Source organism: Aminobacter sp. BA135 (assembly GCF_050859125.1).
GTDB classification, from domain to species: Bacteria; Pseudomonadota; Alphaproteobacteria; order Rhizobiales; family Rhizobiaceae; genus Aminobacter; species Aminobacter ciceronei.
Genome location: NZ_CP139572.1, coordinates 327740 through 353478, shown reverse-complemented (window position 1 = coordinate 353478; position 25739 = coordinate 327740). Strand labels below are relative to the sequence as shown.

Sequence of the window (25739 nt, the reverse complement as noted above, 5' to 3'; positions counted from 1 at the left end):
AACCTTTCGTTCAGGGCAATCAGGCGGCGGATTTCGACGCGCAGCCTTCGGCTTTCAGCACGCGCCTGGTTGAAGCAGGATGTTTCGCAAGCATGGCCGCTGGCCGGATCGGCCGAGCGGAAAAATTGCCGCCGCAATTGGGGCAGGTGCCCGAGAGCACGCCTTCCGCGCAGTCGCTGCAGAAGGTGCATTCGAAGGTGCAGATGACGGCATTCGTCGCCTCGGGCGGCAGGTCGCGGTCGCAGCATTCGCAATTGGGGCGCAGTTCGAGCATGACGGCCTCAGCGGATCGGTTCGTGGACGGTGACGAGCTTGGTGCCGTCGGGAAACGTGGCTTCGACCTGGACGTCGTGGATCATCTCGGCAATGCCATCCATGACCTGGGCGCGGGTGATGACATGAGCGCCTGCTTCCATCAGCTCGGCGACGGAGCGGCCGTCGCGGGCGCCCTCGACGATGAAATCGGAGATCAGCGCCACCGCTTCGGGATGGTTGAGCTTGACGCCGCGCTCGAGACGCCGGCGCGCCACCATCGCCGCCATGGCGATCAGAAGCTTGTCCTTTTCCCTTGGCGTCAGGTTCATTCGCGCACCAATATCCTAGAGTGACCACAATCTGGGCAGGCCTGCCCGTCCATTGAGCAGGGCGACCAGCGGCATGAGTCGCTTCCGTAGCGTGTAGCCGTCCCCGGCGTAAAGCCTCGCAAGAAGCTTGCCAGTTTGCCCGACCGTCCAGAAGCTGGCGCCACCGTCGTCGCCGACAATTTGCCGCGCCGGCTCAAGCAGCTGTTCGCCGCGTTCTGAGACGAGCAGCAACGTTGCAACGGCGATGCGCCCGTCGCCCGAGGCTGGCCGGTTGAGCGTTTTGCCGATGTCGGGGCCGACGGAAAAATCTTCGGCGTGGATAAGCCGGCCCTCGCGCCGGATGCGCCAGCGGTCACGGAAGGTGCCGTTTTCGACGCGCTCGCCCATGGCGGAGCGGCCGAAGACGGTCGCCTCGACTATCAGCGCCTCGGCGCCCGCGGCGAGATCGGCGTCGAGCGTGCGTGAAAAGGCGGCGCGGTCGTAACTGATCGTTTCCTGCGGCAGCCAGCCGAGGAAACCGCCGGCGCCTACCGACAGGCGAACATCGACCTCGGCGTGTCCGGCAAGCGCGCGGTAGACCTTCTCGCAGGCTTGGGTTGTGAGGACGGCGCGCGCGGCCGTACCGACCGAAACCTCCCAGCCGAGCCTGTCACCGCCGGTCAGCCCGCCGGCCATGTTGATCAGCACCGCTTCGAGCGGATCTGCGTTGGTCTCGGGCAGCCTGATCTTGGCCGCGCCATCCTGGTAGAGGCGGGCGAGACGGCTGCGGCCGGCGCGGTGCTCGACCTCGATGCGGGCCCGCGCCTTCACGCGCTGCGTGGAAATTGCCGCTGCGTCAGCCTGGGCGGACAGGGATGTGCCTGATGTCATGATGCCCGGAGGGTAACGGCAATGGGGGATTTGTCGATATACAAGCTTGTTGCCTCCTCGCGTTTCGCTTTCTATACAGGGACGCCTTTTTGGCTCAATTCGGGGGCGGTATCGTCTGATAATGTCAGGTTCTGGCCCGGCGCAGGAGCTGCGCGGCACGGACATGACAAGTTAGAGAGTTCTGGGGAAGGGTATTTATGGCCGACCAGTTGGCAACGGACATCATCGCCAAGATCAAGGCGCATGCCGAAGAAGGTGGCGACGAGATCACGCTCGGCACCGAGCTGACGGCGCTTGGCATCCACTCGCTCGAACTCACCGAGATCATCTTCGACCTCGAGGAAGAGTACGATATCGAGATCGAGATGAATACCGTCGACGCCTGGAGCAACCTCAAGAATGTCGGCGACATGGTCGAAGCCGTTCGCGCCCTGATTGCAAAATCGGCCTGAGATGAAGCGTCCCCGCATCGTCATCACCGGTATCGGCGGTCTGTGCGGGCTCGGTACCGGTGCACCCGCCATCTGGGATGCCATGCGCGCCGGCCGTTCGGCCATCGGACCGCTGACCAACGGCGAACTGCATGAGCTGAAGATCCGCATCGGCGCCGAGATCAAGCAGCTGCCCGAGCATGGTATCGACCGCAAGCAGCTCGTTTCCATGGATCGCTTCAGCCTTCTTGCCGTGATCGCGGCCAAGGAAGCGTTGCGCCAGTCCGGCCTGGTTGTGAACGAAAACAACACCCATCGTGTCGGCACGATCGTCGGCGTCGGCGTCTGCGGCTGGGAAGCGATCGAGGAAAACTACCGCGCCATCCTGCTCGAAGGCCGGAACCGCGCCGCCATCTTCACCGTGCCGAAGGTCATGCCGGGTGCCGCCGCCGGCCAGGTCAGCATGAACCTTGGCCTGCGCGGACCGGTGTTCGGCGTCACCTCCGCCTGCTCGTCGTCCAACCACGCATTCGCAACCGCAATGGACCAGCTGTTGCTCGGTCGCGCCGACGCGATCGTTGCCGGCGGCACCGATGCGCCGCTGGTGTGGGGCGTGATCAAGGGTTGGGAGGCGCTGCGTGTCGTTGCGTCCGACACCTGCCGTCCGTTCTCCGCCGACCGGCAAGGGCTGGTTCTCGGCGAGGGCGCCGGCATGGTCGTGCTCGAAACCTATGACCACGCCGTTGCCCGCGGCGCGGCGATCCTGGCCGAACTTGCCGGAACCGGCATGTCTGGCGACGCCTCCGACATCGTGGCGCCGACCGTCGAAGGCCCGACATCGGCGATGCGCGCCTGCCTGGCGGATGCCGGACTGGCCCCTGAGGACGTCGATTACATCAACGCCCATGGCACCGGCACCAAGGCCAACGACCAGATCGAAACGGCGGCCATCCGCCGGGTCTTCGGCGCCCATGCCGAAAAGCTGTCGGTGTCGTCGACCAAGTCGATGCATGCCCATTGCCTCGGCGCCTCGGGTGCGCTCGAAATGATCGCCTGCGTCAATGCCGTGCGCGAAGGCATCGTGCCGCCGACTGCGAACTATCGCGAGGCGGACGCCGATTGCGATCTCGACGTGACGCCGAACGTGGCGAAGAAGCGCGACGTGCGTGTGGCGATCAGCAACGGCTTTGCCTTTGGCGGCACCAATGCCGTGGTGGCGGTCAAGGCAGTCTGACCGCCGTCTCCGGTCTCATCTGTCATTCTGACAAAACAGGCGCGCTGCATATTGATGCGGCGTGCCTGCATGACTAACTCTTGGCGGCCCCCACCATTCTGGCCAGCGCGCTTCACGCCGGCCCACCCCACGAGGAACCGTCGATGAGCGATCTCACTCCATTTCCGATTGCTGCCCGCTGGCCGGCACAGCATCCAGACCGCATCCAGCTCTATTCCTTCCCGACGCCGAACGGCGTGAAGGTATCGATCGCACTCGAAGAGCTCGACCTGCCCTACGAGGCGCACGCCATCAACATCGGCAAGAACGAGAGCTGGACGCCCGAGTTCCTGTCGCTCAACCCGAACGGCAAGATCCCGGCGATCCTCGATCCCAACGGTCCCGGCGGCAAGCCGCTGGCGCTGTTCGAGTCGGGTGCGATCCTGCTCTATCTCGCCGAGAAGACCGGCCGCCTCATCCCCGCCGACCGCGCCCGCCACTACGAGACCATCCAGTGGGTGTTCTTCCAGATGGCCTCCGTCGGCCCGATGTTCGGCCAGCTTGGCTTCTTCCACAAATTCGCCGGCCGCGAGATCGCTGACAAGCGCCCGCTCGAACGCTACCGCGACGAGTCGCGCCGCCTGCTCGGCGTGCTCGACAAGCGGCTCGAGGGCCGCAAGTGGATCATGGACGACGACTACACCATCGCCGACATTTCGATGCTCGGCTGGGTGCGCAACCTGATCGGCTTCTACGACGCCGGTGACCTTGTCGGCTTCAAGAGCTTCGAGAATGTCGGGGCATGGCTGGAGCGGGGCCTGGCCCGCCCGGCGGTGCAGGCAGGCCTGAACATTCCAGCACGCGGCTAGGCAGCCCGAAGATCGAAAGAAAGCGCCGCGCGTCCTCGTGACACTCGGCGCTTCTGATTCCTGCAGACCGTCAAAGCGGTGCGGTACGTCCGATTACCAGGTCGGCTTCGCGCCTGGCGGCGAGCACCCGGTCGATGTTGGGCATGTCGTTGCTGTCGATCCAGTTGCGCGCATCGGTGTCCGAACGGCCATGCTCGCGCCAGCGCTCGACCAGCCGCCGCTCCAGCTCCTCGCGCGGCACGTCGACGAAGATGGTGAAGTCGAACAGCTGGTGCAGCCGCTGCCACGGCTCTTCGTCGAGCAGCAGATAGTTGCCTTCGACGAGGATGAACTTGACGTCGGCCGAAACGATCTCGGCTGCCGCCCGCGACAGCTCGATGCTGCGGTCGAAGACCGGGATGGCGATGTCGGGCTCGGCCGCGCGCAGGCGCTTGAGCAGCACTTCGAAGCCGGCAAAGTCGAAGGTTTCAGGCGCGCCCTTGCGCCCGCTCAGGCCGCGACTGGCCAGCACCGCGTCGTCGAAATGGAAGCCGTCCATCGGCACCACTGCGGCCGAACCTTCGGGCAGTACGTCGCGCAGCGCCGCCGACAGCGTCGACTTGCCCGATCCGGGCGGTCCAGCGATGCCGATCACGAAGCGCTCGGCATGGTGGGCGCGCTTGAACAGGGTTGCGGCGATGTGGGCGATTTCGGACATGGATCTCCCCGATGGTTTCAATGACATTCTGCTGCCGCACCCGACAAAAATGAGGCGGCCGCCGCGTCACTTCAAGATCGTCTCGCCGATCCGCAGGAAGGTTTCGTCGAACGGCGCCTCGCGCCGGCTGCCGTCGGCGAAGATCAGCCGCAGACGGCCCGGCAGGGCTTCGACCTGCAATGGCGCTTCGCCGCCATCCCAAGGCATGGCGCCGACAATCTGGCGGAAGGCGACGCGGCCGCCGAGTGCGAAGGCCGTCTCTATGCCTTCCTGCTTCAGCCAGTTGTCGCCGAGGGAGGCGGCATGGCCGATCGCAGATCGCCCGTCCTCGATGCCGAGCACGCCGTGCCGGCCGTTCCAGGGTGCATAATAGCGGCCGCCATTGCTGATCCACAGCATGGTGACGGGCAGCTCGGCCGGGTTCTTCAGCACCAGCACGACGTCGGCCTCGGCCGTGCGCGCCACTGCCGTCCAGCCCATGCCGCCATGATCGGCCTCGACGAGGGTGACAAAATCCTCGTGCCGGCGCGTCGCACTGTAGCAGGTGAGGTCGGTTTGGCTGCCATCCGCCGTCGGGAAGCGGGTGAGGTCGGCGCTGCGGGCGGGATAGGCGAGCAGATGGGCGCCGCGCGCCGGGTCGGGCTCGGTCACATCGGGCGGGGTCGCTGCCAGCCGCTTCGGCGAAAAGGCGAGGCGGCCGCCAGCGGCCATCTCGGTGATCGGATGGTGGGCGACCGATATGGAACCCGCACCGCCGGTGAACGAATGCTCCTGGTAGAGGAACGGGTGGTCGTCGCGCAGGATGAGCGTCTTGTCGACGGTGGCGCCCATCACCTTGTGTCGCAGCCGGAAGCTCGTGCGCCGGCCGCCTGATATGGTTTCGTCGGAGACGAGATCCCAGGCACTGTTGGCCGGCCAGCCATGCAGCGGTGCCGCTTCCACGTCGCTGCGCGAAAACGGCGCGCACAGGAAATCACCCGACAGCCTGACGACACCCTCGGGCAGGCCTTCAGGCAAGTCGTCGTGGTCGATCCAGGGCGCGCGGTGCAGCGGCTTCAGCGTGCGTCCGCCGCTTGTGATGGCGAAATCGGCGATGTGGCCGACGGCAAGATCGAGCGCGGCTGAAATGCCCTCGGCCTGGAAACCATGCTCTCTCATGCCAAATCACCTCGCTATGTCAGCCAACAGAGCCGATTTGGCATCCTTCGCGCAAGCCGGCGGGTGTAACCAATATTCAACACCGCCGGCGCAACATGCATCTGCTGCGCCAGGCGAAATGGACGGAATGGCGTGCGTTCTGTAATTTTCGGCTGTTGTTGCCGGCCGGCATGTGACAAAGCCCAATTTTGGTGATCACCGACAGGTTCTTTTCTTGTTAGCCCAGACCCACTCTTTCTTGCCGCCTTTCAGACTTCCCCGGTCTCTGTGGTCTGGGCTGTGGCGCACTATCGTGGCGCTGCTTGCCGTGGTTACGCTTGTCACCGGCTGCGCCACTTCGGAGACGCTGAATGTCGCGCCGCAAGCCGCTGCGCCCGACAAGTTCGCGGCCATCGTCGTCGACGCCTCCAACGGGCGCACGCTTTATCAGGCCTACTCGACGGCACCGCGTTATCCCGCCTCGCTGACCAAGATGATGACGCTGTATCTGACCTTCGAGGCGATGCAGCAGGGTCGCGTCGCCAAGACGACGTTCATTCCGGTGTCGGAGAATGCCCGCTCGCAGCCGCCGTCCAAGCTCGGCTTCAAGCGTGGCGAGCAGATCGAACTCGAAGCGGCGATCCGCGCGATGGCGACAAAGTCGGCCAATGACGTGGCTGTGGCCGTCGGTGAATATCTCGGCGGTTCGGAAGAAGGTTTTGCCCGCCAGATGACGGCAAAGGCGCGCCAGCTCGGCATGACCAGTACCGTCTTCCGCAACGCCTCGGGCCTGCCCGATGCGCAGCAGCGCACCACGGCGCGCGACATGGCCGTGCTCGGAATGGCGCTGCGCAAGCATTTCCCGCAGCACTATTATTACTTCTCGGCCACCGACTTCAATTTCCGCGGCAAGCGCATTCGCGGGCACAATGACCTGCTCGGCCGGGTCAACGGCGTCGACGGCATCAAGACAGGCTACATCAGGGCCTCGGGTTTCAACATCGTCACCTCGGTGCAGGCCGACGGCCGCAAGTTGGTGATCGTGGTCATGGGCGGCGACACGGCGCGCAAGCGCAACGCCCAGGTCGAGGAGATGATCGTGCGCTACATGCCGCAGGCCGCCGGCGGCAGCCTGGCGTCGCAGATGTTCACCCCGGCACCGGCGGCCACCGCATTGGCAGCACCCCTGCCGGCACCCGCTACCCCTGGCATGCCTATGCCGGTCGATAATTCCGCGACCATCCAGCAGGGCGACGCGCCCGTGCCGATGGGCGAAATCCAGTAACCAGACGGGTTGGTGCCGCGCGGCTCAGGCCGGCGCGGTGTACTGCTCGTCAGTGACGTGCTCGAGCCAGTCGACGGCACGGCCATCGAGCGCCTCCTGCAGCGCGATGTGGGTCATGGCCGTTGTAGCTGAAGCACCGTGCCAGTGCTTTTCGCCTGGTGCGAACCAGACCACGTCGCCCGTCCTGATCTCCTCGACCTTGCCGCCCCAGACCTGGGCCCAGCCGAGGCCGGAGGTTATGACCAGCGTCTGGCCGAGCGGGTGGGTGTGCCAGGCCGTTCGCGCGCCCGGCTCGAAGGTGACGGTGACGGCGCGCAGCCGCGCCGGTGCCGGCGCCTCCAAGATCGGATCCTGACGCACCGCGCCGGTGAAATAGTCGGGCGAGGGTGTTGCCGAAGGCCGCGAACCGCTGCGTTTGATGTCCATCTTGGTCTCCTCTGGTCGTGCCTGGCCGCTCTCATGGGATCGCGGTGGCCCGCTTTCGTCCCGTTGCTACGCTATTCCGGGCGAAAAGCTACTGCACGCTTTTCCTGGAGCATTGTTCTAGCGGGCGGGGAATGCCTTGTTGGGTATCATCCCGCTGCGCTGCGCACCGGCTCTTTCACAAGTTGCAGCGGTGCTTGTCGGCTGACAAGCTGAGGCGACCCCGATGATTCGAAGCATGGAGCCTGCCTCAATCAAGCAGGGCGATGATCGCCCGCCCGCTGGTCAGGTCGGTGATCATCCGCACGATCGCGGCCATGTCGGCCTCGGGCAGCGCCACAACAAGCTCGGCGCCGGTCGCGGTGAAGGTCTCGGCGATGATGCGCACCCCTGGCTGGGCCGCGAGCCTTGCCTGGACGATCGCCAGGTCGGCGAAGCCGCAGGTGATTTTCGCCTCGACCGAGATGACGATCTCGGCCTTGGCTGCGGCGCGCAGGCAGGCGGCGGCGGTGCCGCCATAGGCCCGAACCAGCCCGCCGCTGCCCAACAGGATGCCGCCGAACCAGCGCGTGACGACGACGGCGACATTGTCGAGGGTCTGGCCGTCGAGCGCCGCAAGGATCGGTTTGCCGGCAGTCCCGCTCGGCTCGCCGTCGTCGCTGAAACGATAGCTCTGGCCGATGCGCCAGGCCCAGCAATTATGATTGGCTCCGGCATCCGAATGGGCCGCAATGAACGCCTTCGCCGCCGCCTCATCCACCACCGGCCCGGCGGCAGCCAGAAACCGGCTCTTTTTAATGTCCTGGGCGAAGGTTTCAGGTTGGGCGAGCGTGAACATGTCTGGTGGCGGTTAGACATGTCGGGCGGGCGGGCGTCAATGCCATGGCGAACACCGCCAGCCGGCGCATTCGCTTCCTAAAGGAGGTTTGTCCGACGTACGTCCAGCGCGATTTGCAGGTTGCCGCATTGCGAATTGCCACTTCCCCCGTTGAAGCCGGCCAGCGCATCGGTTATGAACGCGCGTCGTCCGGTGCGCCGGGCGTGGTTCGCGGCCTGCCGTGGACGAGCACCCGTAGCTCAGCTGGATAGAGCGCTGCCCTCCGAAGGCAGAGGTCACAGGTTCGAATCCTGTCGGGTGCGCCAGCCATTTCGATTGCCTCCCGAATTCGCTGGCTAAAGTGGCATCTTCGCCGCGCTGTCCTTGTAGTCCTGCTTCGGGTCACCCAGGCCCAGGAACATCTTGACGCCGGCAACGAGGCTGGACGCGTCGAGCCATATCTGCGCGTCCGCCGGTTCGAACCGCAGCAGCCTGAGCTTCGGATCATCCTTGCCCTTCTCGAACCACGCCGCCACAAAGCGATTCCACAGCCGGTCGATCGTGCCGCGGTCGCCGTCGATCCTGAGGGTGCCATGGACGGTGGCAAACAGGTCGTGCTTCTTCGACGCGTAGACGAGCGTGGCTTTCCTGGCGCGCCCAAGCTTGCTGGCAAGCTCGGTGTCGCTTGCCGTGAAGAAGTAGATGGTCTTCCGGTCGCCATCGAACTGCGCGGTCATCGGGCGCGGGTCGATACCAGGGACACTCACCATCACGGTCATGTCTGAACGTATCGATTTCCAGAACTTCGCTTCGAATTCTTTCTTTTCGGCCATGTTGGATCTCCTTGAGGAGGTTCAACCCTTGGCGTCACGGGAGGTTCCATCTGGCAGGCGATCCTAAGTGGGCGACGCGTGCGTACAGCCCCAGCCCGCTATTGCTGCTTGGCGCTGATGATCCATGCACGGGAGTCGAACAGCACACCATCGGCCGTCATATGCGCTTCGAGCAGGTTGCGCAGCCGTTGGAGCGGCATTTCAGGTGGTTCGTCAGAGCGTGCAAGCGTGTCCTTCACCATGTAGAGGCCGGCGAGCGCATCGAGCGCCGTATCGACGTCCGACCCGTAGAAGACCGGCTCCCGCACCTCGGCAAAGTCGATCGAGCCAAAGCCGGCCGTGTTCAGGAGCTCCGTGGCGATGGCGGGATCGCCAAGCGAAAACGCTTTGCCCGCGTCCGTGACAACGGCGGCTCCTGGAGCCAGCGCCTGTCTGATGGCGCCGGACCATGGGTTTCGCTCCTGGCTCTGCCACACCATCCAGGCCAGACGTGCGCCTGGGCGCATTGCTCGGGCGATGTTGGCGAATGCCGCCACCGGATCGGCAAAGAACATCACACCGAACCGGCTGATGGACAGGTCGAAGCCGGCAGCCGGAAAGTCGTGCTTTTGCGCGTCGCCCAGTTCGAACGCCACGTTCCGCAATCCAGCTTCCGCGCTACGCTGCCGTGCGATCTCGAGCATCCCGGCGGAAATGTCGATGCCGACTGCTTTGGCCCTGGTGGCGCGGGCGGCCTCGCGGGTTGTCTGGCCCGCGCCGCAACCGATGTCGAGCACCCGGTCGAACATGCCGATGCGGGCAGCGGGCAGCAGACGCCGGTGATGCCGCGCCAACTCCGCGTCGTAGAAATCAGCGCATTGGAATGCCATGCAACACCCCCTGTTTGTCGTGGAGGCCCTTGTCGTTTCTACGACGGATGAACCCTGTCAACAAAATGGTCGGGTCATGGATTTCAGTAACCGGATAGCTGGCTTTGAAAATGCAAGACGACCCCTAACAGGCCAAGCTGCTGGAGCCACCAGTCTTACCGTGATTTTCTGGATGAATGCATGACGCGAAGATCATAGGAAGCGGCGCTGCCGCCGCGCCGTTGATCAAAAACTCACACCGAGATTGGCCCGGAAGCTCTGGTCGACGACGCCGGAGCCGAACTGGCCGGTATAGGCGACGCCGAGCTTGGCATCAGGGGTGAGCGCGAGGTCAAGGCCGGCCTCGACGATCGCCACGTCCTTCGCGACCGGCGCGCCGGCGATCTGGAAGGCGGCGCCGCCTGAGAAGGCGACCGAGGTCAGCGGGGTGACGTCGCCGAAGGCGTGGCGCCAGCCGGCCATCCCGCGCAGCGTGGCGTCCATGCCGCGGATGGCAATGTCGGTGCTGGCCCTGACGCCGAGCGTCGTGAACGTCGTCTCGGTGGTCGAGGCGTTGGCCGTCAGCGCTGCCTGGCCGCCCTTCTCGGTGAAGCTGTCGGTCCTGACATTGATATAGGCAAGCGCTGCGAAGGGCTCGACGATCGCGTCGCCCGTCTGCAGGCGATAGCTCGCCTCGCCGAAAACCTGGGTGGTGCCGGCGTCATAGCTGGCGGTCAGCCTGTCCTTGAAGTTGGCAAAGGGAACGGTGCGGCTGGTCTCGATATCCGTCCAGCTGTAGGCGGCGCCGGCGCGCAGGCCGAACGCCTGCCACCGGCCGCCCGCGAAGACACCGGCATGGTAGGCGCTGCTGTCACCCGAGGACGCGCGGTCGTCGGCATCGAAGCTGCCATTGCTGTAACCGGCGAAGGTACCGATGCGAAGGTTGTCGCCGATGCCGGCATCGAGACCGCCGATGAAGCCGCCGGTGGTCCGGCCGAAGGCTGCCGCGTTGCCGTCGCTGCCGGTCCTGCCCCACGAGCCATAGGCCTGACCCCAGAAGGCCATACGCTCGGTCGTCGCCTCGGCGATCTCGGGGCCGTCGGGGCCATAGGCCATGACGGGCAGGGCTTGCGTGCCGATGTCGCCGAAAGCAGCGCGGATACGGTCGTTGGCGGCACTTGCGAGGAAGCGGCTGTCGTCGACGAGCATGCCGCCGACCGAGGCGTGGACCTCGCCCGACAGTGCGTCGAAGGCCTTGCGCGCGGTGTCCTTGTCGAGATTGACGATGGCCTTGTAGATCGCGTGCTTGTTGCCCAGCTTGTCGGCTGCCCCGGCGGCGGCGAACTGGTTGCGGGTCGCGGCGATGTCGGTGAACTTGATGTCGTTGCGGTCGAGCGACAGGCCGACGGCGTTGCTGGTGTAGGTCAGCGTCGGCGTCAGGAAGGCGAGGTTGCTGGTGACCGAAGCGAACTGGCCGAGCACGCCGGTTGCTGCGGTCAGGATGGTGTACTGCGTCGACGGTGCGTAGTTGCCGCTGCCGGCCAGCACCTGGACAGTGCCGCCCGAAAGCGTCGCCTTGCCGCCAACCGAGAGCCTGTCCGACTTGCCCGTCGTGTCGGCATCGAGCTGGAAGGTCGAGCCGGCAGCGAAGCTGGCGTCGCCGGCGACGCTGAGCGTGCCGATCGAGCTGCCGGTGTTGACGATCGAGCCGGACTGCGCGGTCAGCTTGCCGATGATGCCGGTGCCGCCGAGGGTCGCGCCCGAAGCGACCGTCACCGCCGACTTGGCGAGCGAGCCATTCACCGAGAGCTTGCCGGCGCTGACCGTGGTGTCACCCGAGAGAAGGCTGGTGCCGGTGAGGGTGAGAGCGCCTGCGCCCACTTTGGTGAAGCTGCCTGTGCCGTTGATGGCGTTGGCGAAGCCGGCGTCGGTGGCCTGGTCAATGATGAAGGCGGCGTCGTTGAGGATCGCGCCGCTGCCGAAGCTGGTGGCCGAACCTGAGAGCGTGCCGGCGGAGATGGTCGTGCCGCCGGCGTAGCTGTTGGCTCCGGTGAGCACGGTCTTGCCCGAGCCTGCCTGCTTGACTGAGCCACTGCCCGAGATCGCGCCGCCGAAGGTCAGCAGGTCGGAGCGGTTGAAGGCCAGTGTGCCGGAATTGGCGACGTCGCCTATGATCGAGCCGCTTGTCCCGCCATTGCCGATCTGCAGCGTGCCGGCGCTGATTTTGGTGCCGCCGGCATAGGTGTTGGTACCGGTCAGCGTCAATGTTTCCGAGCCGGTCTTGGTCAGCTTGCCCTGGCCGGAAATGACGCTGGATGCGGTGAGGTTGGCCTGTGTGTCGAACGTTCCGCCGGCGAGGCGCAGCTCGATGTCGCGCGCGGTGGTCATCCCGGCGGTGTTGGTCAGGATGCCGCCGATGAAGGTGAGCCTGCCCGAGGCAGCACCTAGATTGCCGTCGGACGAGATCGACAGCGTGCCGCCCTTGATGACGGTACCGCCGGTGTAGCTGTTGGCGCCGCTGAGCACGAGCGTGCCATAGTCGTCCTTGACCAGTCCGCCGGCGCCAGTGAGCTCGGATTCGATCGTCGCAACGGTGCCGGCGCTGGAGGTCGTGCCGTCGCCGACGCGGATGGTGGTGGCGGCATCATGAAGGCCGACCGCGTCGCCCTTGACGATGTAGCCGCTGGTCGCGAACTGCATGCCGGTGACTGAAATGGCACCCTGGCTCGAGTCGACGGTCAGCGTACCGGCCGTGCCCTGGAAGATGGCGTAACCCGGCTGGGGCGCCATCGGTGCGTTGAAGGCACCGTCCTGGCGTGTCCAGTTGCCGGCTCCGGCACTCCAGATGCCGTCGCCGCCGTCGATGGCACCGTTGTTGAGGTTGCCGCTGGCGCCGCCATCCCAGAAGGCGAGAGCGGTGCCGCCGGTGTTGATCAGGTTGATCTGCTTGGCCACTTGCGTCTGGATGGTGAGGTCGCTGGTCTGGAATGCGCCGGGTACGGTGCCGATGACCAGGCCGTTGTCGGTCAGCGTGCCGCCATAGTCGATCAGCCGGTAGACGCCGGCGCCGAAGTCGTTGCCGCCGCTGACATTTAGCTTGCCGTCCAGCACGAGGTCGCCCTTGACGTCGATGCGGTCGCTCTGGGCGCCGAGCTCGAAGTCTAGATTGGCTGCGTTGGACAGGTTGAGCGAACCGACAGTCAGCGTGCCCTTGCCGGCGCCAGGCGCGATATGGCCGCCGTCGGAGACGGTGACGCTGCCCGAGACCGTGCCCGAGCCGGACAGCGTCGCGCCGCTGTCGACGCTGACGGCGGTATTGCCAAGCTTGCCGTTGACCTGAAGCTCGCCGGCCTTGACCGCGGTCGCGGCGGTGTAGGTGCTTTCGCCCGACATGGTCTGCTTGCCGCTGCCCTGCTTGGTGAAGCTGCCGCTGCCCGACATGACGCCTGAGAATTCGGTGTCGTTGCCATTGCCCGATGTCAGCGTGCCTGCCCCAAGCTTGACGTTGCCGGCGCCGACGAGCGAGGCGATGGTCTGGTTGTGACCGTCGAGGTCGAAGGTGGCGCCCGAGCCGACGCTGACTGCGCTGCCCGAGGCGATCGTGTTGACGGCGCCCGCGGTCAGCGTGCCGGCATCGATTTTGGTTATGCCTGTGTAGGTGTTCGCGCCGGACAGGGTGAAGCTACCCATGCCCTTCTTGGTCAGGCCGCCAGTGCCGGTGATGACGCCGGAAAATTCTGTCGAGCCGTTGTTGCCGCCCGCGGTCAGCGTGCCGGCTCCAAGCGAAACCGTGCCCGCGCCTGCGAGAGAGCTGATGACCTGGTCGAAGCCGTCGAGATCGAGCTCGGTACCACTGGCGACTTCGACCGCGCTGGCTGAAGAAAAGCTATTGGCAGCACCCGCCTTGAGCGTGCCGCCATCAAGCCAGGTCTTGCCTGTATAGCTGTTGCTGCCGCTGAGGGTGAAGACGCCGGTGCCGATCTTCGACAGGTTGCCGGCCCCGGAAATCGCGCCGGAGAAAGTGGTCGAGGCGTCGTTTGCGCCTGTCGTCAGCGTGACCTCTTGCTGCGAGCCCCAGAGCGGCCTGGCCACGCCGAGCGTGACCGAGCCAGCGCCTGCCAGCGAGCCGATCTGCTGGTCGTAGCCGTCGAGGTCGAGCGTTGCATCGGCCTTGATGGTCATCGCGCCGGTGATGTCGAATGCCCCCGCATTCCCCGCCCTGAGGGTGCCTTCGCTGACCGTGGTCGGGCCGCCGTGCTGCATGGTCTTGACGACAAGAGTGCCTGCGCCGGTCTTCTCCACGGCGCGCGGTTCACCGCCACCGCTGAGAATGTAGCCCGAATGCGTGGCCGTGCCCGACGCGACCGACAGCACGGTGTTTTCCTGCTGCAGGGTCATGATGTTGGCGAGGTCGATACCAGCGCCGTAGTCGAGGGCGCCGCCGAACATCATGATGTAGCCGGTGCCGGCTGCGAGGCTGTTTTCGAGCCGCAACGTTCCGGCAAGCGAATAGACGATGCCGTCGAAACCGCTGCTGTCGCCCGACAGGGTAAGCTTGCCTTCGCCGTACTTCTTGAAGTCGCCCGAGCCTGACATGTCGCCGTCGTAGGAACTGTCATCCGATCGGTCGAAAGCAAGCGTGCCGGAATTGCTGACGTTGCCCGACAGCGTGCCGCTCGTCTCGGATTTGCCGATCTGGAGCACGCTGCCGCTGTCGATGGTGGTGCCGCCGGAGTGACTGATGTCGCCGCTCATCAGGACCACGCTGTTGCCGGTCAGCGTCACCGTGCCGCTGCCGGTGATGTCGCCTGCAAATTCGCCGTTGGCTTCCGTGTTGTTGAAGACCAGCCTGCTGTTGTTGAGCACGTCGCCCTTGATCGAACCGCCATTGCCGATCTGCAGCGTGCCGGCGTTGATCGTGGTGCCGCCGGTGTAATAGTTGGCAGAGGTCAGAGTTGTCGTACCGGTGCCGTTCTGCTCGACGCGCCCGGTGCCACCGATGTAGCCGCTGATGACGAGTGCGTCGTCGGAGCGGTTGAAGGCAAGCACGCCGTTGTTGACGATATCGCCGGCAACCGAGCCCGACGTGCCGCCATCGCCGAGTTGCAGGGTGCCCGCGGAAATGGTGGTCTTGCCGGTGTAGGTGTTGTCGCCGGTCAGGATCAGGGTTCCGAGGCCGAGCTTGTCGAGTTCGGTCATGTCGCCGTCGGCGATGATCGAGCCGATGGTCGCCGTCACACCGTTGTCGGTGTTGATGAAGCTCGCTTTTTCGTTGCCGTGGGGATTGCCGGACAGGGCGAGGATGCCGCCGGTGAGCTGATAGCCTGTGGTTGAGAACTGCAGGCCCTGGAAGGCCAGCGAACCGGTGACGGTGACGGTACCAGCCGTACCGGCGAAGACGCCGACCTCGCCGCGCCAGCCATCGTTGAGGTCGGCTGCGCCGGGCGCCCCGGTCCAATTGCCATTGCCAGCGCTCCAGGTGCCGCTGCCGCCGTCGACGGTGCCGTTGCCGGCGAGGTCGCTGCCGTCCCAGAACTGCAGCAACTGGTCGTTGTTGCGGATCATCAGGTTGACCTGGTTGGCGACGGCGGTGCTGATGACGGCGTCGGTGGGCAGCGTGTGGAACGATCCGGTGACGCTGCCGGAGACGTTGAACAGCCGGTAGTAGCCGGTTACCGCGTTTGGCGTCTCCAGCGTGCCGCCGAGTGTCAGGTCGCCATTGACGATGACGAGGTCGTTGGTCGGGCCGCCGACGACGCCTGATGTGCCGAGCTCGAAGATGCTGGTCGAGCCGCTGTTGAGAGTGAGGTTGCCGTCGACGGTCAGCGTGCCCGGGCTGTTGCCCGCCGTCAGCGTGCCGTTGACCACGGTGGTCGCGATGGTGCCGCTGCCGCCGATGGTCGCGCCGGCATCGACCGTGACGCTGGAGGACGACGCGATCGAGCCGTTGACGACCAGCTTGCCGGCGGAGACCTTGGTCGCGCCGGTGTAGCTGCTGGTACCTGTGAGGATGGTGGTGCCGGTGCCGGCCTGCTCGAATGTTCCGGCGCCCGAGATGCCATTGGCGATGGTGACGATGTCGGAGCGGTTGAAGGACAGCGTGCCGGCGTTCTCGACGCTGCCCGAGCCCAGCTTGCCTGACGTGGCGCCGTCTCCGACCTGCAGCGTGCCGGCGGTGATCTTCGTCGTGCCGGCATAGCTGTTCTCGCCCGACAGCACCGTGGTGCCGCTGCCCTTCTGCGCGAGTCCGCCCGTGCCGGACAGGATGCCGCCGAAGGTCACCTGGTTCGACCTGTTGAAGGCGAGCGCGCTGTCGTTCAGGGCTTCGACCGAGCTGCTGCCGATGCCGCCGCCCGACGTGCCATCGCCGATCTGCAACGTGCCGCCGACAAGCGAGATGTCGCCGGACATGGTGTTGGCGCCGCTCAGCGTCAAAGTGCCGTAGCCTTGCTTCTCCATGGTGCCCGTGCCGGAGAAGCTGTTGCCGAGCGTGTAGTCGCCGTCCCGGTTGAGGACCAGCATCGCGTTGTTGACGACCGCGCCGCTGCCAAGCGTGGCGGGGGCGCCATTGCCAAGGGTAAGCCTGCCCGCCGATATGGTGGTTCCGCCGGAGTAGCTGTTGACGCCGTTGAGGACCAGATCGCCCGACCCGGTCTTGACCAGGCTGCCCGAGCCGCTGATCGCGCCGTTGAGGACCATGGAGGTGTCGGTGTCGAGCGTGGCGGCAGCATCGAGATCGAAGGCATTATTGAGCCAACCGTTGGTGCCGCGCAGGGTTGCGGCACCGCCGAAGGTGACTGTGCCGGTGCCCAGCCCTCCGGCACCGTCGACCTCGACGGTGCCGCCGCCGATGTAGGTGCCGCCCGTATAGGTGCTCGGCCCGCTCAGAACGAGCCTGCCGGAGCCGGTCTTCACAAGTTCGGTGCCGGCGCCGCTCAGGCCCGTGATGCCGGTTCGGCCGCGGCTGTCGATGGTCAGCCGGTGGCCGTCGCCGTCCACGCCGCCCAAGAACTCGAAGCCGGTGTCCGCCTCCGTCAGCACCAGCGCGCTGCCGCTCAGGCTGGCCTGGGCCATGGCACTGCTTTCGCCGGAGACCGTGTGCAGGGCGCCCTTGCCGTTGGCGCCGCTGCCCTTCAGCCTCAGCGCGCGTGTGTCGATCGACATGTCTCCGTCGATCTCGAGCGTGGCATTGGCCGCGACATCGATGGCGCTCGAACCGCTGCCGAGCGAACCAGGATTGCGCACACTGAGTGTGCCGGCATTCACGGCGATGCCACCTGAGAACGTGTTCGCGCCGGTCAGGATCGTCTTGCCCGCGCCGTTCTGGCTGAAGCCGCCATTGCCGTTGATGTTGTTGGCAAGCGTGTAGGTGTCGGAACGGTTGACGGCGAGCGTGCCGTTGTAGTTGTTGATCGTGCCGAGGACGGAACCGCTGGTGCCGCCATTGCCGAGCTGGAGCGTGCCTGCGTAGATTTCGGTGCCGTTGGCATAGGTGTTGTCGGCGGTGAGGGACGTGGTGCCACCGCCCAGCATGGTCACGGTGCCGCCACCGGAGATGACGCCGCCGAAGGTCAGCGTGCCCGTGCGGTTGAACGACAGCGTCGTGCCGCTGGCCAGTGCGACGTTGCCGTCGAGCGAGCCTGATGTGCCGCCATCGCCGATCTGCACTTGTCCGCCGCTCACCGTGGTGCCGCCGCTGTGGGTGTTGGCCCCTGTGAGCGTGAGCATGCCGCTGCCGACCTTGGTCAGCGAGCCCGTGCCCGCTGTCGCACCCGCGAAGGTCGAGGACACGTCGCCCTGGCCGACCGTCAGGCTGCCCTCGCCGAGCGTGACCGCGCCGCCGCCGGTCAGCCTGCCGATGGTCTGGGCCTTGCCGTTCAGGTCGAAGGTCGCGCCGCCGGCGACGGAAAGATCCTTGCCGAACAGCAGGCCGCCGCCGGTGCCGAGCCTGAGCGTGCCGGCATTGACTGCGGTGCCGCCAGCATAGGTGTTGGCGGCGCCGAGTACCACCGTGCCGGCGCCCGACTTGCTTAAAGCGCCGGCGCCGCTGAGCAGCCCGTTGTAGGTCAGCGTCATGCCGGCATCAGCCGAAAGCCCGCCGCCGCTGGCGCCAAGGGTTGCGTCGCGGCCTGTGGTGAAGGACGCGGTGGCATTCAGCGTGCCGCCGCTGAAGCTCAGCGTGCCGTTGCCGAGGCTGGCGTCTGACGCCACCGACAGCGTGCCGCCCGAGATGTTGGTGCCGCCGGTGTAGGCGTTGGTGCCGGTCAGGGTGACCGTGCCGGGGCCGGTCTTGTTGAGCGCTGCCGTTCCGGTGAGGTTCGTCGCGTAGGAGCCGGCCTCGAGGTTGAAAGCGGTCGACGCCTCGATGATACCGGCGCCGGTGGCATCGCCGCCGGTCGAGGTCAGGGTGGCGAGCGAAAGCGTGCGTCCCGCGCTGATGTCGATGGTGCCGCCCGAGCCGTTGGTCAGCGCGCCGATGCCGGTCAGATTGCCGCCCGTCAGCGATAGCTTACCGCTGTTGCTGAAGGTGACGTTGCTGGCGCTGACGTCGCCGGCCTTCACGTTGACGGTGCCGCGGTTGACGACCTGGCCCCAGCCGCCCGACAGGGTGCCCCTCCCGTTGAAGTTCAGTGTCGAGCCGGTTTCGTTCGTCCATCCGCCGGCAGCTGAGACAGTGCCGGTGTCGGCGACATTGACGGTGCCGTTGTTGACGAAGCCGCCATTTGTCGTTTCGAGCGTTGCCCCCGAGGCGACGTTCATCGTCGCGAAGTTGGTGCCCATGTCCAGGCTGAGCGACCTGCCGGTGTCGACAGTGACGAGACCGTAGTTCTTCAGGTCGTAGATGGATCTGGCGTTGTTGGCGGAACTAGCCCCTTGCACCTTCATCTCGGCGCCGCCGTCGATCAGGACCCAGGTCGGCCTGGTGCCGTATGAATAGGTGCCCGAGATCGTCGTGACGCCGGCGCCGAGATGGATCGCGCCCTGCACCGTGCCCTGGTTGGGGGCGGAACCCAGGCTGTTGATGCTGTTGGTGCCGCCGGTGATGTAGATCGCGTCCTGCCCGCTGAGCGTGCGCCTGATCGCGCCCGCGGTGCCGATGGTGATGTTCAGGTTCTGGCCACGGATGCCGACACCGCTGGCGCCGTCAGCTGCTTTGGTGGCGCCCGAGCCTGCGCCTGCGCCGCCGTTCACGCCACCGACATCGCCATTGACGATGATCGTTGCCCCGTTAGGGTCGGTGACCGAGATGCCGTGGCCACCCTGGCCACCGGCGCCCATGTCGCTGGCCTGAAGCGTTGCGCCATTGGCTCTGGCTTCGCCACCGTTGCCACCGAGCCCGCCATAGACAAAGACCCCGGCTCCGACGGTCAGGGTTGTGGTCCCGCTGTTGCCGCCAATGATGACGCCGCTGCCACCACCGCCAGCGCCACCGCCGCCGGCAAGCGACGTGTTACCGGAGAATACTCTGCCGCCGCCACCATCGCCGCCGCGACTGCCGCGGGTATCCTGGGTGAGTGTGATCGGTCCACCGCCGCTGGTCTTCAGACCTGCGCCGCCGCCACCGCCACCACCACCGCCGCCAGCGCCGATGAATACGGAACCGGCGCCGCCACCGCCGCTGTCTGCGGCTCCGCCGGCGCCGCCGCCACGGCCGCTTGTTCTACCGTCTTCACCGTTGCCGCCAGAGGGCTGGCCATTGCCGGACAGGCCGCCACCACCACCGGTGCCGCCCCTCTCCATCTGCGACGGCGGTCCGGGTATGTATGCGCTGCCGTTGCCGCCATTGCTGCCGTCTACGCCAAATGTCTGTGCCGATGCCGGCGTTGCGGGGACGAGTACCAGCGGCGCAACGAGCGCGGTGCAGGTCAAGAGCGCGGCGCGGTAGATGCTATGCCGGGACGGCACGGAGCGATCCCTGGCTGCATGCTGCGCTGCTTCATTTCGGCCGCGAATGCTGTTCACGTGGTCTTCCCCGTCTCGCGGACGCAAACCGGCGACCGGCGGCGCACAAAGGCTCCGCCGGCGCCGCGACAGGTGTTGTCGGCGCAGTTCACATCAGCTGCTAAGTTCAGCTCCGGCGCCCGCCCAGAAACCCCAAGCGCCGGATGAACGGGACCCTATGCCCGCCGAAAAAAGGGGTCAATTGTTAGAGACTGACTATTATTGGGGGGAATTTCGGCCGTTATTGCAGGCGTTTAGCCGATTTTAGGGGGCGAGGCTGGCCTCATACGCCGCGTCGATGACGGCGAGCTTGGCGGCCTGCGCCGCAGCGATTTCGCCAAGGAACCCCCTGGATACCCACATCACCGAACTGCCGCGTTTGCCGCGCCAGCCGATGCTGCCCAAGGCCTCCGCTTCACGCAACTTGCGGGCGAGATGCGACCGCGAAAGTTGCAGCCACAGGCTTATTTTGGCAATGGAAGTGATGCTTGTCGACAGCTGTTCGGCACCGCTGCTGGCGTCTTCCAGCCCGACGATCAGCCGTTCCATGATGATGCCGCCATTGTTGAGCCAGGTGAACAACGAGAACGTGTTGGCCGGCTCGCGGATGGCCCGCGAGGACAACAGCCCTTCGCAGATCAGCGGCTCGATGCGGGCCATGCCGTCCGAAGTCGCCAGGTAGGTGGCGAGGCGCTGGCCGCCGTCGAGGCCGTCGAGCGTTGCCAGATGCACCATGATCCAGCCGTGTATGGCATCGAACGTCGATTGCGACGGACGCACCGGTCGTGCACGGCGGTCGTCGCTCTCGCGGCAATATTCGATGTAGCCGTAGTTGAGCAGTTCCTTGAGGAAGGCGTCGGCGGTGTTGCGGCTCGCCACCGCGTAAGCCTGCGTCATGTCGAGGAAGCGCGACGTCAGCAGCCCTGGCTCGCCGGCGTCCCGATTGAAGTAGACGGCGAAGCCGATATGGCCCATCAGCCAGCGTTGCTGGGTGGCGAATATGGAGGACTGTCGGGGATTGGCCTCGTAGGCGATCAGCAATGCCTGCGACTGCCGCCGGATCAGCTCCTGCAGCGCGGGGTGGCTGGCGATTTCGTCCGCAGTCATCGGCAAGAATCGGCCCTCGAACTGTTCGTTATATCCACGCATCGCCCCTGATCTGTCCAGCCCCATCGAAGTAGTCCGGCATGCTCGCCATGAAGTCATCTGGCTAGCTCGTATTGGTGCAAATCTAACTCGGCAAATGACCTTTCGACTGGTCGCGCCGCGGGAATTTCAAGCTGTCGATGCAAAAACGGCAGGCCGTCGAAGGGACGACAGATTGCTGCAATGGTGTTCTGTCATTTGGTTGATCATGAATACGGGCCTGGCCCAAATATTAGATTGATCAATCGAATAATGGTACGCTGGCTTGGAGGATGCCGGCGGAAGCCGTTCTTCGGAGACATCTGACTGTGGAAAGTTTGAACCAATGACGCACTACCTTCACCGCCGGGTGCGGATCGCGGCGGTTGCCGCGGCGCTGCTGGCAAGCGCGGTCCTGCCCGCCGAGGCCGATACGACCGCCAATGCCGCCGTGCAGGGCGAAACAGCCAAGCGCCTGGTGTCGACCTTCGTCGTTGCCAGCGACATGACCGAGTGGACGCTGTCCTTCACCGGCGTGCTTGCGGCCCGAGAGGAAGTCGCTGTCGGTGCGCCGTTGCAGGAACAGCGCATATCAAGCGTTGAGGTCGAGGTCGGCGATCGGGTAGAAGCCGGCCAGATCCTGGTCAGGCTCGATACGGCGATGCGCGTAAACCAGCTGCATGAAAGCGAGGGACGTCTTGCGCGAGCCAATGCGGCGCTGGCCCAGCAGCAGGCCAAGGCGGCTCAGGCGCTGGCGGCCCTGCAGCGCGCGATGCCGCTCAGGCAGTCGGGGGCCCTTTCCGCCCAGGGTTACGCCGACCGTGCCTCGACCGAGGCTGTCGAGCGCGAGGGTGTCGCTCTCGCCCAGGCAGAGGTCGACCAGGCAGAGGCCCAACTCACCGAGTCCCGCCGGCTGGTCGAGCGCAATGTCGTGGTGGCACCCGTTGCGGGCGTCGTGTCCGAACGCCACGCCAATGCCGGCGCGCTGACCGGCGGGGAACCGCTGATCAGGCTGATCCGCGACGGCGAGGTCGAGCTGGCCGCGGAGATCCCGGAACGCGAGCTGCCGCGCTTGGCCGTTGGCCAGTCCGCCTCGGTCACCCTGCCGGGCGTCGAAGGCAAGATCCCGGGCAAAGTCCGGCTGATCTCGCCGAAGATCGACCGCGAAACCCGCCTCGGCGTGGCGCGCGTTGCCTTCAAGACGGACAGCGCTTTGTTCCCCGGCGCCTTCGCCCGCGCCGCCATCGTCGTGGACAGGCGCAAGGCGATCGTCATCGCCGACTCGGCACTGGTCTATGGCGGCAAGGACAAGACATCAGTCTTCGTGGTCGAGGACGGAAAGGTCGACCTCAGGCCGGTCCAGACCGGCATGCGCAACAACGGCAGGCTGGAGATCCGGGCCGGCCTCAAGGACGGCGACGTCGTCGTCGCCAAATCCGGTGCCTCGCTGCGCGACGGTGATGAGGTGGCTACCACCGACATCGGCGCCAAGACCGGAAGCATCAGGCCATGATCAGCAACATTTCCGCCTGGGCGATCCGCAAGCCGGTGCCCACAATCGTGCTGTTCGTGGTGGCGACGCTGGCCGGCATCGCTGCCTTCATGCGTCTGCCGGTCAATGCCAACCCCAGCCTGTCGTTTCCGATCGTCACCGTTGCGGTGACGCAGCCGAGCGCTGCGCCCGCCGAGATGGAGAGCCAGATCACCCGCCGCGTCGAGGGATCGATTTCCGGCCTCGCCGGCGTCAAGAACATCCGCTCTACGATCAAGGACGGCGTGTCGACGACGACGGTCGAGTTCAAGATCGGCGTCGATCCCGACCGGGCGACCAACGACGTTCGCGAGTCGGTCGGCCAGATCCGCTCCGACCTGCCGCAGTCGATCCAGGAGCCGATCATCTCGCGCGTCGACGTCGAGGGCGGCGCCATTCTCTACTTCACCATGCAGTCGCCCAACATGTCGGCGCTCGATGCGTCATGGTTCGTCGAGGACATGGTCAGCCGCGAGCTTCTTGCCGTGCCGGGCGTCCAGAAGGTCGAGCGTTTCGGCGGCGTCAACCGCGAGATCACCGTCTCGCTCGACCCCGACAGGCTGCTTGCACTCGGCGTCACCGCTGACCAGGTCAACACGGCGCTGCGCGGCATCAACGTCAACGTGCCGGGCGGACGCGGCGAGGTCGGCGACCGCGAGCAGTCGATCCGCACGCTCGGAAGCGTCACCTCGTTCGACCAACTGCTCAACCTCTCGGTGTCGCTGCCGAGCAAGCGCTGGGTCCAGCTCAGCGACATCGCTACCATCACCGACGGACCGACCGAAGCGCGCGGCTTCGCCCGTTACAATGGCGACGCCGTCGTCGGCTTCTCGGTCTATCGCGCCAAGGGCTACAGCGACACTGCCGTTGCCGACGCGGTGACCAAACGGCTTGGCGAGATCACTGCGCGGACATCGGACGTCGCCTTCGTCGAGGTGATCTCCAACGTCGAATACACACTGGAAAGCTACAATGCCGCGGTGACCGCGCTGCTCGAGGGCGCCGGTCTGACCGTGCTGGTGGTGTTCCTGTTCCTGCGCAACTGGCGCGCCACGCTGATCGCCGCAGTTGCCATGCCGCTGTCGATCCTGCCCACCTTCGCCGTCATGGACCTGCTCGGCTACACGCTGAACGGCGTCAGCCTGCTGGCGTTGACGCTGGTCATCGGCATCCTCGTTGACGACGCCATCGTCGAGATCGAGAATATCGAGCGCCATGTCGACATGGGCAAGCGGCCCTACCTCGCCTCGATCGAGGCGGCCGACGCGATCGGCCTTGCGGTGGTCGCCACGACCCTGACCATCGTTGCCGTGTTTGCGCCGGTCAGCTTCATCGGCGGCGCCGTCGGCCAGTATTTCCGGCAGTTCGGCATCACCGTCGCTGTTGCTGTGATGATCTCGCTGGTCGTCGCGCGCCTGCTGACGCCGTTGATGGCGGCCTATCTGCTGCAGCCGAAAGGGGCCGGTCATCACGCCGCCGAACCGTCGCGGCTGTCGCGCCGCTATCTCGCGCTTCTCGGCTGGACGCTCGATCATCGCAAGACGACCTTTGCGCTGGTCTTCGCATTCTTTGCCGGCTCGGTGGTCCTTTTGTCGCAGCTTTCGACCGGCTTCGTGCCCGGCACGGACAGCAATGTCTCCGACGCCAGCATCACGCTGCCGCCGGGCACCAGGCTCGACGAGACGACGCGCGTCTCCGACCACATCGTCAAGCAGTTGCTGCAGCGCCAGGAGGTGGCGAGCGTCCTGGCCATCACCGGCGACGTCAACAGGGTGTCGCTGATCATCAGGCTGAAGCCGCGCGGCGAAAGGCAGCTCTCCCGCAAGGAGTTCGAGCTCTCCGTGTTGCCCATCCTGGCCGGCGTGCCTGACATCCAGTTCAGCTTTGCCAGCGACTCGGGCGGCAAGGAGCTGTCCATCTTCCTCGCCGGCAACAATCCGGAGGAGCTGAACCTGGCCGCGCGTCAGCTCGAGGACGAGATGCGCAAGCTGCCGCAGCTGGTCAACGTGCTCTCCAACCAGCCCCCAGCAGCGCCGGAACTTCTGGTCAGGCCGCGAATGGACGAGGCGGCACGCCTCGGCGTATCGGTGGTCTCGCTCGGCACCGTGGCGCGCATCGCCACGCTTGGCGAAACCGACGCCAACTCGGCGCAGTTCAATCTCGGCGACCGGCTGGTGCCGATCCGCGTGCTGCTCGACAAGTCGGCGCGAGGCGACCTCGAGACATTGCTCAACCTCAGGGTCGGCACCGATAGTGGCGCCGTGGTGCCGCTGACCTCGGTGGCCGACATCGACTTCAGCGCCGAGGAAGGCAAGGTCGAACGGCTCGACCGCAAGCGCATGGTGGCCGTCGAGGCCAATCTGAACGGGGTGACGATCGGCGACGCGATGGCGGCCGTCGAGGCGCTGCCGCTGCTCAAGAACCTTCCCGCCAGTGTCCAGCACGTGAAGTACGGCGCCTCGGAAGAAATGGGCGAGATGTTCCGCGGCTTCGCGCTGGCGCTGGTGGCGGGCATTTTGATGGTGATGGCCGTGCTGGTGCTGCTGTTCAGGAACTTCCTGCAGCCTGTCACCATCCTGGTCGCCTTGCCTCTGTCGCTGGGCGGCGCGGCGCTGGCTTTGCTGCTCTATGGCGCGGCGCTAGACCTGTCGTCGACGATCGGCATCCTGATGCTGATGGGAATCGTCTGCAAGAACTCGATCCTGCTCGTCGACTACGCCATCGACTGTCGAGCCCAGGGCATGGAGCGCCGAGAGGCGCTGATGCAGGCGGGCATGACCCGTGCCCGGCCGATCATCATGACGACGATCGCCATGGTCGCCGGCATGGTGCCGGCGGCGGCCGGCATCGGTGCAGACGCCAGCTTCCGTGCGCCGATGGCGGTCGCGGTGATCGGCGGCCTGATCACCTCGACGCTGCTCAGCCTCGTCGTCGTACCGGTCATGTTCACCTCGATGGACGACCTCAATGCCTGGTTCGCCCGCCGCCTCAAGCGGCTGACGTCGGTGACCGAGGCGGATCGGGCCGAAGGCGAGCTGATCGCCGAACGGGCGAGGGGCTGACAGGCCTGAGATTTGCGGGAGGCTGGCTGCCGGTCTCTTGCCCCAAGAGTTTCCAGCGTGGCGGCGGCGAGC

17 protein-coding genes and 1 tRNA gene are annotated in these 25739 nt (G+C 65.8%); 7 read left to right on the top strand and 11 right to left on the bottom strand.

Annotated features, from left to right (window positions below):
• Positions 1-19: 19 nt before the first annotated feature.
• Genes SLT36_RS01760 through SLT36_RS01750 form a run of 3 tightly spaced genes read right to left on the bottom strand, consistent with a single transcriptional unit; the run spans position 20 to position 1454 of the window.
• Positions 20-274 (bottom strand): DUF1272 domain-containing protein, encoded by a 255-nt coding sequence (locus SLT36_RS01760; protein WP_432285548.1) that lies wholly within the window; start codon positions 272-274, stop codon positions 20-22.
• A 7-nt stretch (positions 275-281) separates the two neighbouring features.
• On the bottom strand, positions 282-584 hold the full coding sequence (locus tag SLT36_RS01755) for an urease subunit gamma (protein ID WP_115729710.1): 303 nt from the start codon (positions 582-584) through the stop codon (positions 282-284).
• A 15-nt stretch (positions 585-599) separates the two neighbouring features.
• On the bottom strand, positions 600-1454 hold the full coding sequence (locus SLT36_RS01750) for an urease accessory protein UreD (protein ID WP_432285547.1): 855 nt from the start codon (positions 1452-1454) through the stop codon (positions 600-602).
• A 197-nt stretch (positions 1455-1651) separates the two neighbouring features.
• Between SLT36_RS01750 and SLT36_RS01745 the strand changes: the two genes are divergently transcribed.
• The 3 genes from SLT36_RS01745 to SLT36_RS01735 all read left to right on the top strand — a co-directional run bounded on the left by SLT36_RS01745 (position 1652) and on the right by SLT36_RS01735 (position 3967).
• Positions 1652-1906 carry an acyl carrier protein gene (locus SLT36_RS01745; protein ID WP_432285546.1) on the top strand — a complete coding sequence of 85 codons (255 nt, stop codon included), beginning with the start codon at positions 1652-1654 and terminating at the stop codon, positions 1904-1906.
• 1 nt (position 1907) lies between these two features.
• Positions 1908-3119, top strand: a complete 1212-nt coding sequence (locus SLT36_RS01740) for a beta-ketoacyl-[acyl-carrier-protein] synthase family protein (RefSeq protein WP_432285545.1) — start codon at positions 1908-1910, stop codon at positions 3117-3119.
• 143 nt (positions 3120-3262) lie between these two features.
• A complete protein-coding gene (locus SLT36_RS01735; protein WP_154385764.1) occupies positions 3263-3967 on the top strand; it encodes a glutathione S-transferase N-terminal domain-containing protein in 705 nt (234 codons plus the stop codon).
• 70 nt (positions 3968-4037) lie between these two features.
• Here the strand turns inward: SLT36_RS01735 and SLT36_RS01730 are convergent, their stop codons facing one another.
• Together SLT36_RS01730 and SLT36_RS01725 are read right to left on the bottom strand one after the other, a co-directional pair.
• The gene (locus SLT36_RS01730; protein WP_432285544.1) at positions 4038-4664 is read right to left on the bottom strand and encodes a nucleoside triphosphate hydrolase; all 627 of its coding nucleotides are present in this window, start codon (positions 4662-4664) and stop codon (positions 4038-4040) included.
• A 66-nt stretch (positions 4665-4730) separates the two neighbouring features.
• A complete protein-coding gene (locus SLT36_RS01725; RefSeq protein WP_432285543.1) occupies positions 4731-5822 on the bottom strand; it encodes a hypothetical protein in 1092 nt (363 codons plus the stop codon).
• A gap of 292 nt (positions 5823-6114) precedes the next feature.
• Between SLT36_RS01725 and SLT36_RS01720 the strand changes: the two genes are divergently transcribed.
• Positions 6115-7086 (top strand): D-alanyl-D-alanine carboxypeptidase family protein, encoded by a 972-nt coding sequence (locus SLT36_RS01720; protein ID WP_432285542.1) that lies wholly within the window; start codon positions 6115-6117, stop codon positions 7084-7086.
• A 24-nt stretch (positions 7087-7110) separates the two neighbouring features.
• Here SLT36_RS01720 and SLT36_RS01715 read toward each other — a convergent pair whose 3' ends face one another.
• Positions 7111-7512 carry a (R)-mandelonitrile lyase gene (locus SLT36_RS01715; RefSeq protein WP_432285541.1) on the bottom strand — a complete coding sequence of 134 codons (402 nt, stop codon included), beginning with the start codon at positions 7510-7512 and terminating at the stop codon, positions 7111-7113.
• A 247-nt stretch (positions 7513-7759) separates the two neighbouring features.
• Positions 7760-8347, bottom strand: coding sequence for an IMPACT family protein (locus SLT36_RS01710; RefSeq protein ID WP_432285540.1), 588 nt, complete (start codon positions 8345-8347; stop codon positions 7760-7762).
• Positions 8348-8575: 228 nt separating this feature from the next.
• Here SLT36_RS01710 and SLT36_RS01705 point away from each other — a divergent pair.
• Positions 8576-8652: transfer RNA gene (locus SLT36_RS01705), tRNA-Arg, on the top strand.
• A 30-nt stretch (positions 8653-8682) separates the two neighbouring features.
• On the opposite strand, the gene SLT36_RS01700 is transcribed toward SLT36_RS01705, so the two are convergent.
• The 4 genes from SLT36_RS01700 to SLT36_RS01685 form a co-directional block, all read right to left on the bottom strand.
• Positions 8683-9159, bottom strand: coding sequence for a pyridoxamine 5'-phosphate oxidase family protein (locus tag SLT36_RS01700; protein WP_432285539.1), 477 nt, complete (start codon positions 9157-9159; stop codon positions 8683-8685).
• A 98-nt stretch (positions 9160-9257) separates the two neighbouring features.
• Entirely contained in the window at positions 9258-10028 is a 771-nt protein-coding gene (locus SLT36_RS01695; RefSeq protein ID WP_432285538.1) for a class I SAM-dependent methyltransferase, read from the bottom strand.
• A 225-nt stretch (positions 10029-10253) separates the two neighbouring features.
• Complete coding sequence (locus tag SLT36_RS01690; RefSeq protein WP_432285537.1) at positions 10254-19913, bottom strand: autotransporter-associated beta strand repeat-containing protein; 9660 nt, start codon at positions 19911-19913, stop codon at positions 10254-10256.
• Positions 19914-20213: 300 nt separating this feature from the next.
• On the bottom strand, positions 20214-21056 hold the full coding sequence (locus SLT36_RS01685) for a hypothetical protein (protein ID WP_432285536.1): 843 nt from the start codon (positions 21054-21056) through the stop codon (positions 20214-20216).
• Between the two features lie 364 nt (positions 21057-21420).
• Between SLT36_RS01685 and SLT36_RS01680 the strand changes: the two genes are divergently transcribed.
• Complete coding sequence (locus SLT36_RS01680; RefSeq protein WP_432285534.1) at positions 21421-22587, top strand: efflux RND transporter periplasmic adaptor subunit; 1167 nt, start codon at positions 21421-21423, stop codon at positions 22585-22587.
• Positions 22584-25667 (top strand): efflux RND transporter permease subunit, encoded by a 3084-nt coding sequence (locus tag SLT36_RS01675; protein ID WP_432285532.1) that lies wholly within the window; start codon positions 22584-22586, stop codon positions 25665-25667. Before SLT36_RS01680 ends, SLT36_RS01675 begins: the two co-directional genes overlap by 4 nt.
• Positions 25668-25739: the final 72 nt, after the last annotated feature.

Excerpts from the sequence above, each read along its gene's own strand:
- SLT36_RS01760 (WP_432285548.1), bottom strand. The coding sequence starts at position 274 with ATGCTCGAACTGCGCCCCAATTGCGAATGCTGCGACCGCGACCTGCCG.
- SLT36_RS01755 (WP_115729710.1), bottom strand. The coding sequence starts at position 584 with ATGAACCTGACGCCAAGGGAAAAGGACAAGCTTCTGATCGCCATGGCG.
- SLT36_RS01750 (WP_432285547.1), bottom strand. The coding sequence starts at position 1,454 with ATGACATCAGGCACATCCCTGTCCGCCCAGGCTGACGCAGCGGCAATT.
- SLT36_RS01745 (WP_432285546.1), top strand. The coding sequence starts at position 1,652 with ATGGCCGACCAGTTGGCAACGGACATCATCGCCAAGATCAAGGCGCAT.
- SLT36_RS01740 (WP_432285545.1), top strand. The coding sequence starts at position 1,908 with ATGAAGCGTCCCCGCATCGTCATCACCGGTATCGGCGGTCTGTGCGGG.
- SLT36_RS01735 (WP_154385764.1), top strand. The coding sequence starts at position 3,263 with ATGAGCGATCTCACTCCATTTCCGATTGCTGCCCGCTGGCCGGCACAG.
- SLT36_RS01730 (WP_432285544.1), bottom strand. The coding sequence starts at position 4,664 with ATGTCCGAAATCGCCCACATCGCCGCAACCCTGTTCAAGCGCGCCCAC.
- SLT36_RS01725 (WP_432285543.1), bottom strand. The coding sequence starts at position 5,822 with ATGAGAGAGCATGGTTTCCAGGCCGAGGGCATTTCAGCCGCGCTCGAT.
- SLT36_RS01715 (WP_432285541.1), bottom strand. The coding sequence starts at position 7,512 with ATGGACATCAAACGCAGCGGTTCGCGGCCTTCGGCAACACCCTCGCCC.
- SLT36_RS01710 (WP_432285540.1), bottom strand. The coding sequence starts at position 8,347 with ATGTTCACGCTCGCCCAACCTGAAACCTTCGCCCAGGACATTAAAAAG.
- SLT36_RS01700 (WP_432285539.1), bottom strand. The coding sequence starts at position 9,159 with ATGGCCGAAAAGAAAGAATTCGAAGCGAAGTTCTGGAAATCGATACGT.
- SLT36_RS01695 (WP_432285538.1), bottom strand. The coding sequence starts at position 10,028 with ATGGCATTCCAATGCGCTGATTTCTACGACGCGGAGTTGGCGCGGCAT.
- SLT36_RS01685 (WP_432285536.1), bottom strand. The coding sequence starts at position 21,056 with ATGACTGCGGACGAAATCGCCAGCCACCCCGCGCTGCAGGAGCTGATC.
- SLT36_RS01680 (WP_432285534.1), top strand. The coding sequence starts at position 21,421 with ATGACGCACTACCTTCACCGCCGGGTGCGGATCGCGGCGGTTGCCGCG.
- SLT36_RS01675 (WP_432285532.1), top strand. The coding sequence starts at position 22,584 with ATGATCAGCAACATTTCCGCCTGGGCGATCCGCAAGCCGGTGCCCACA.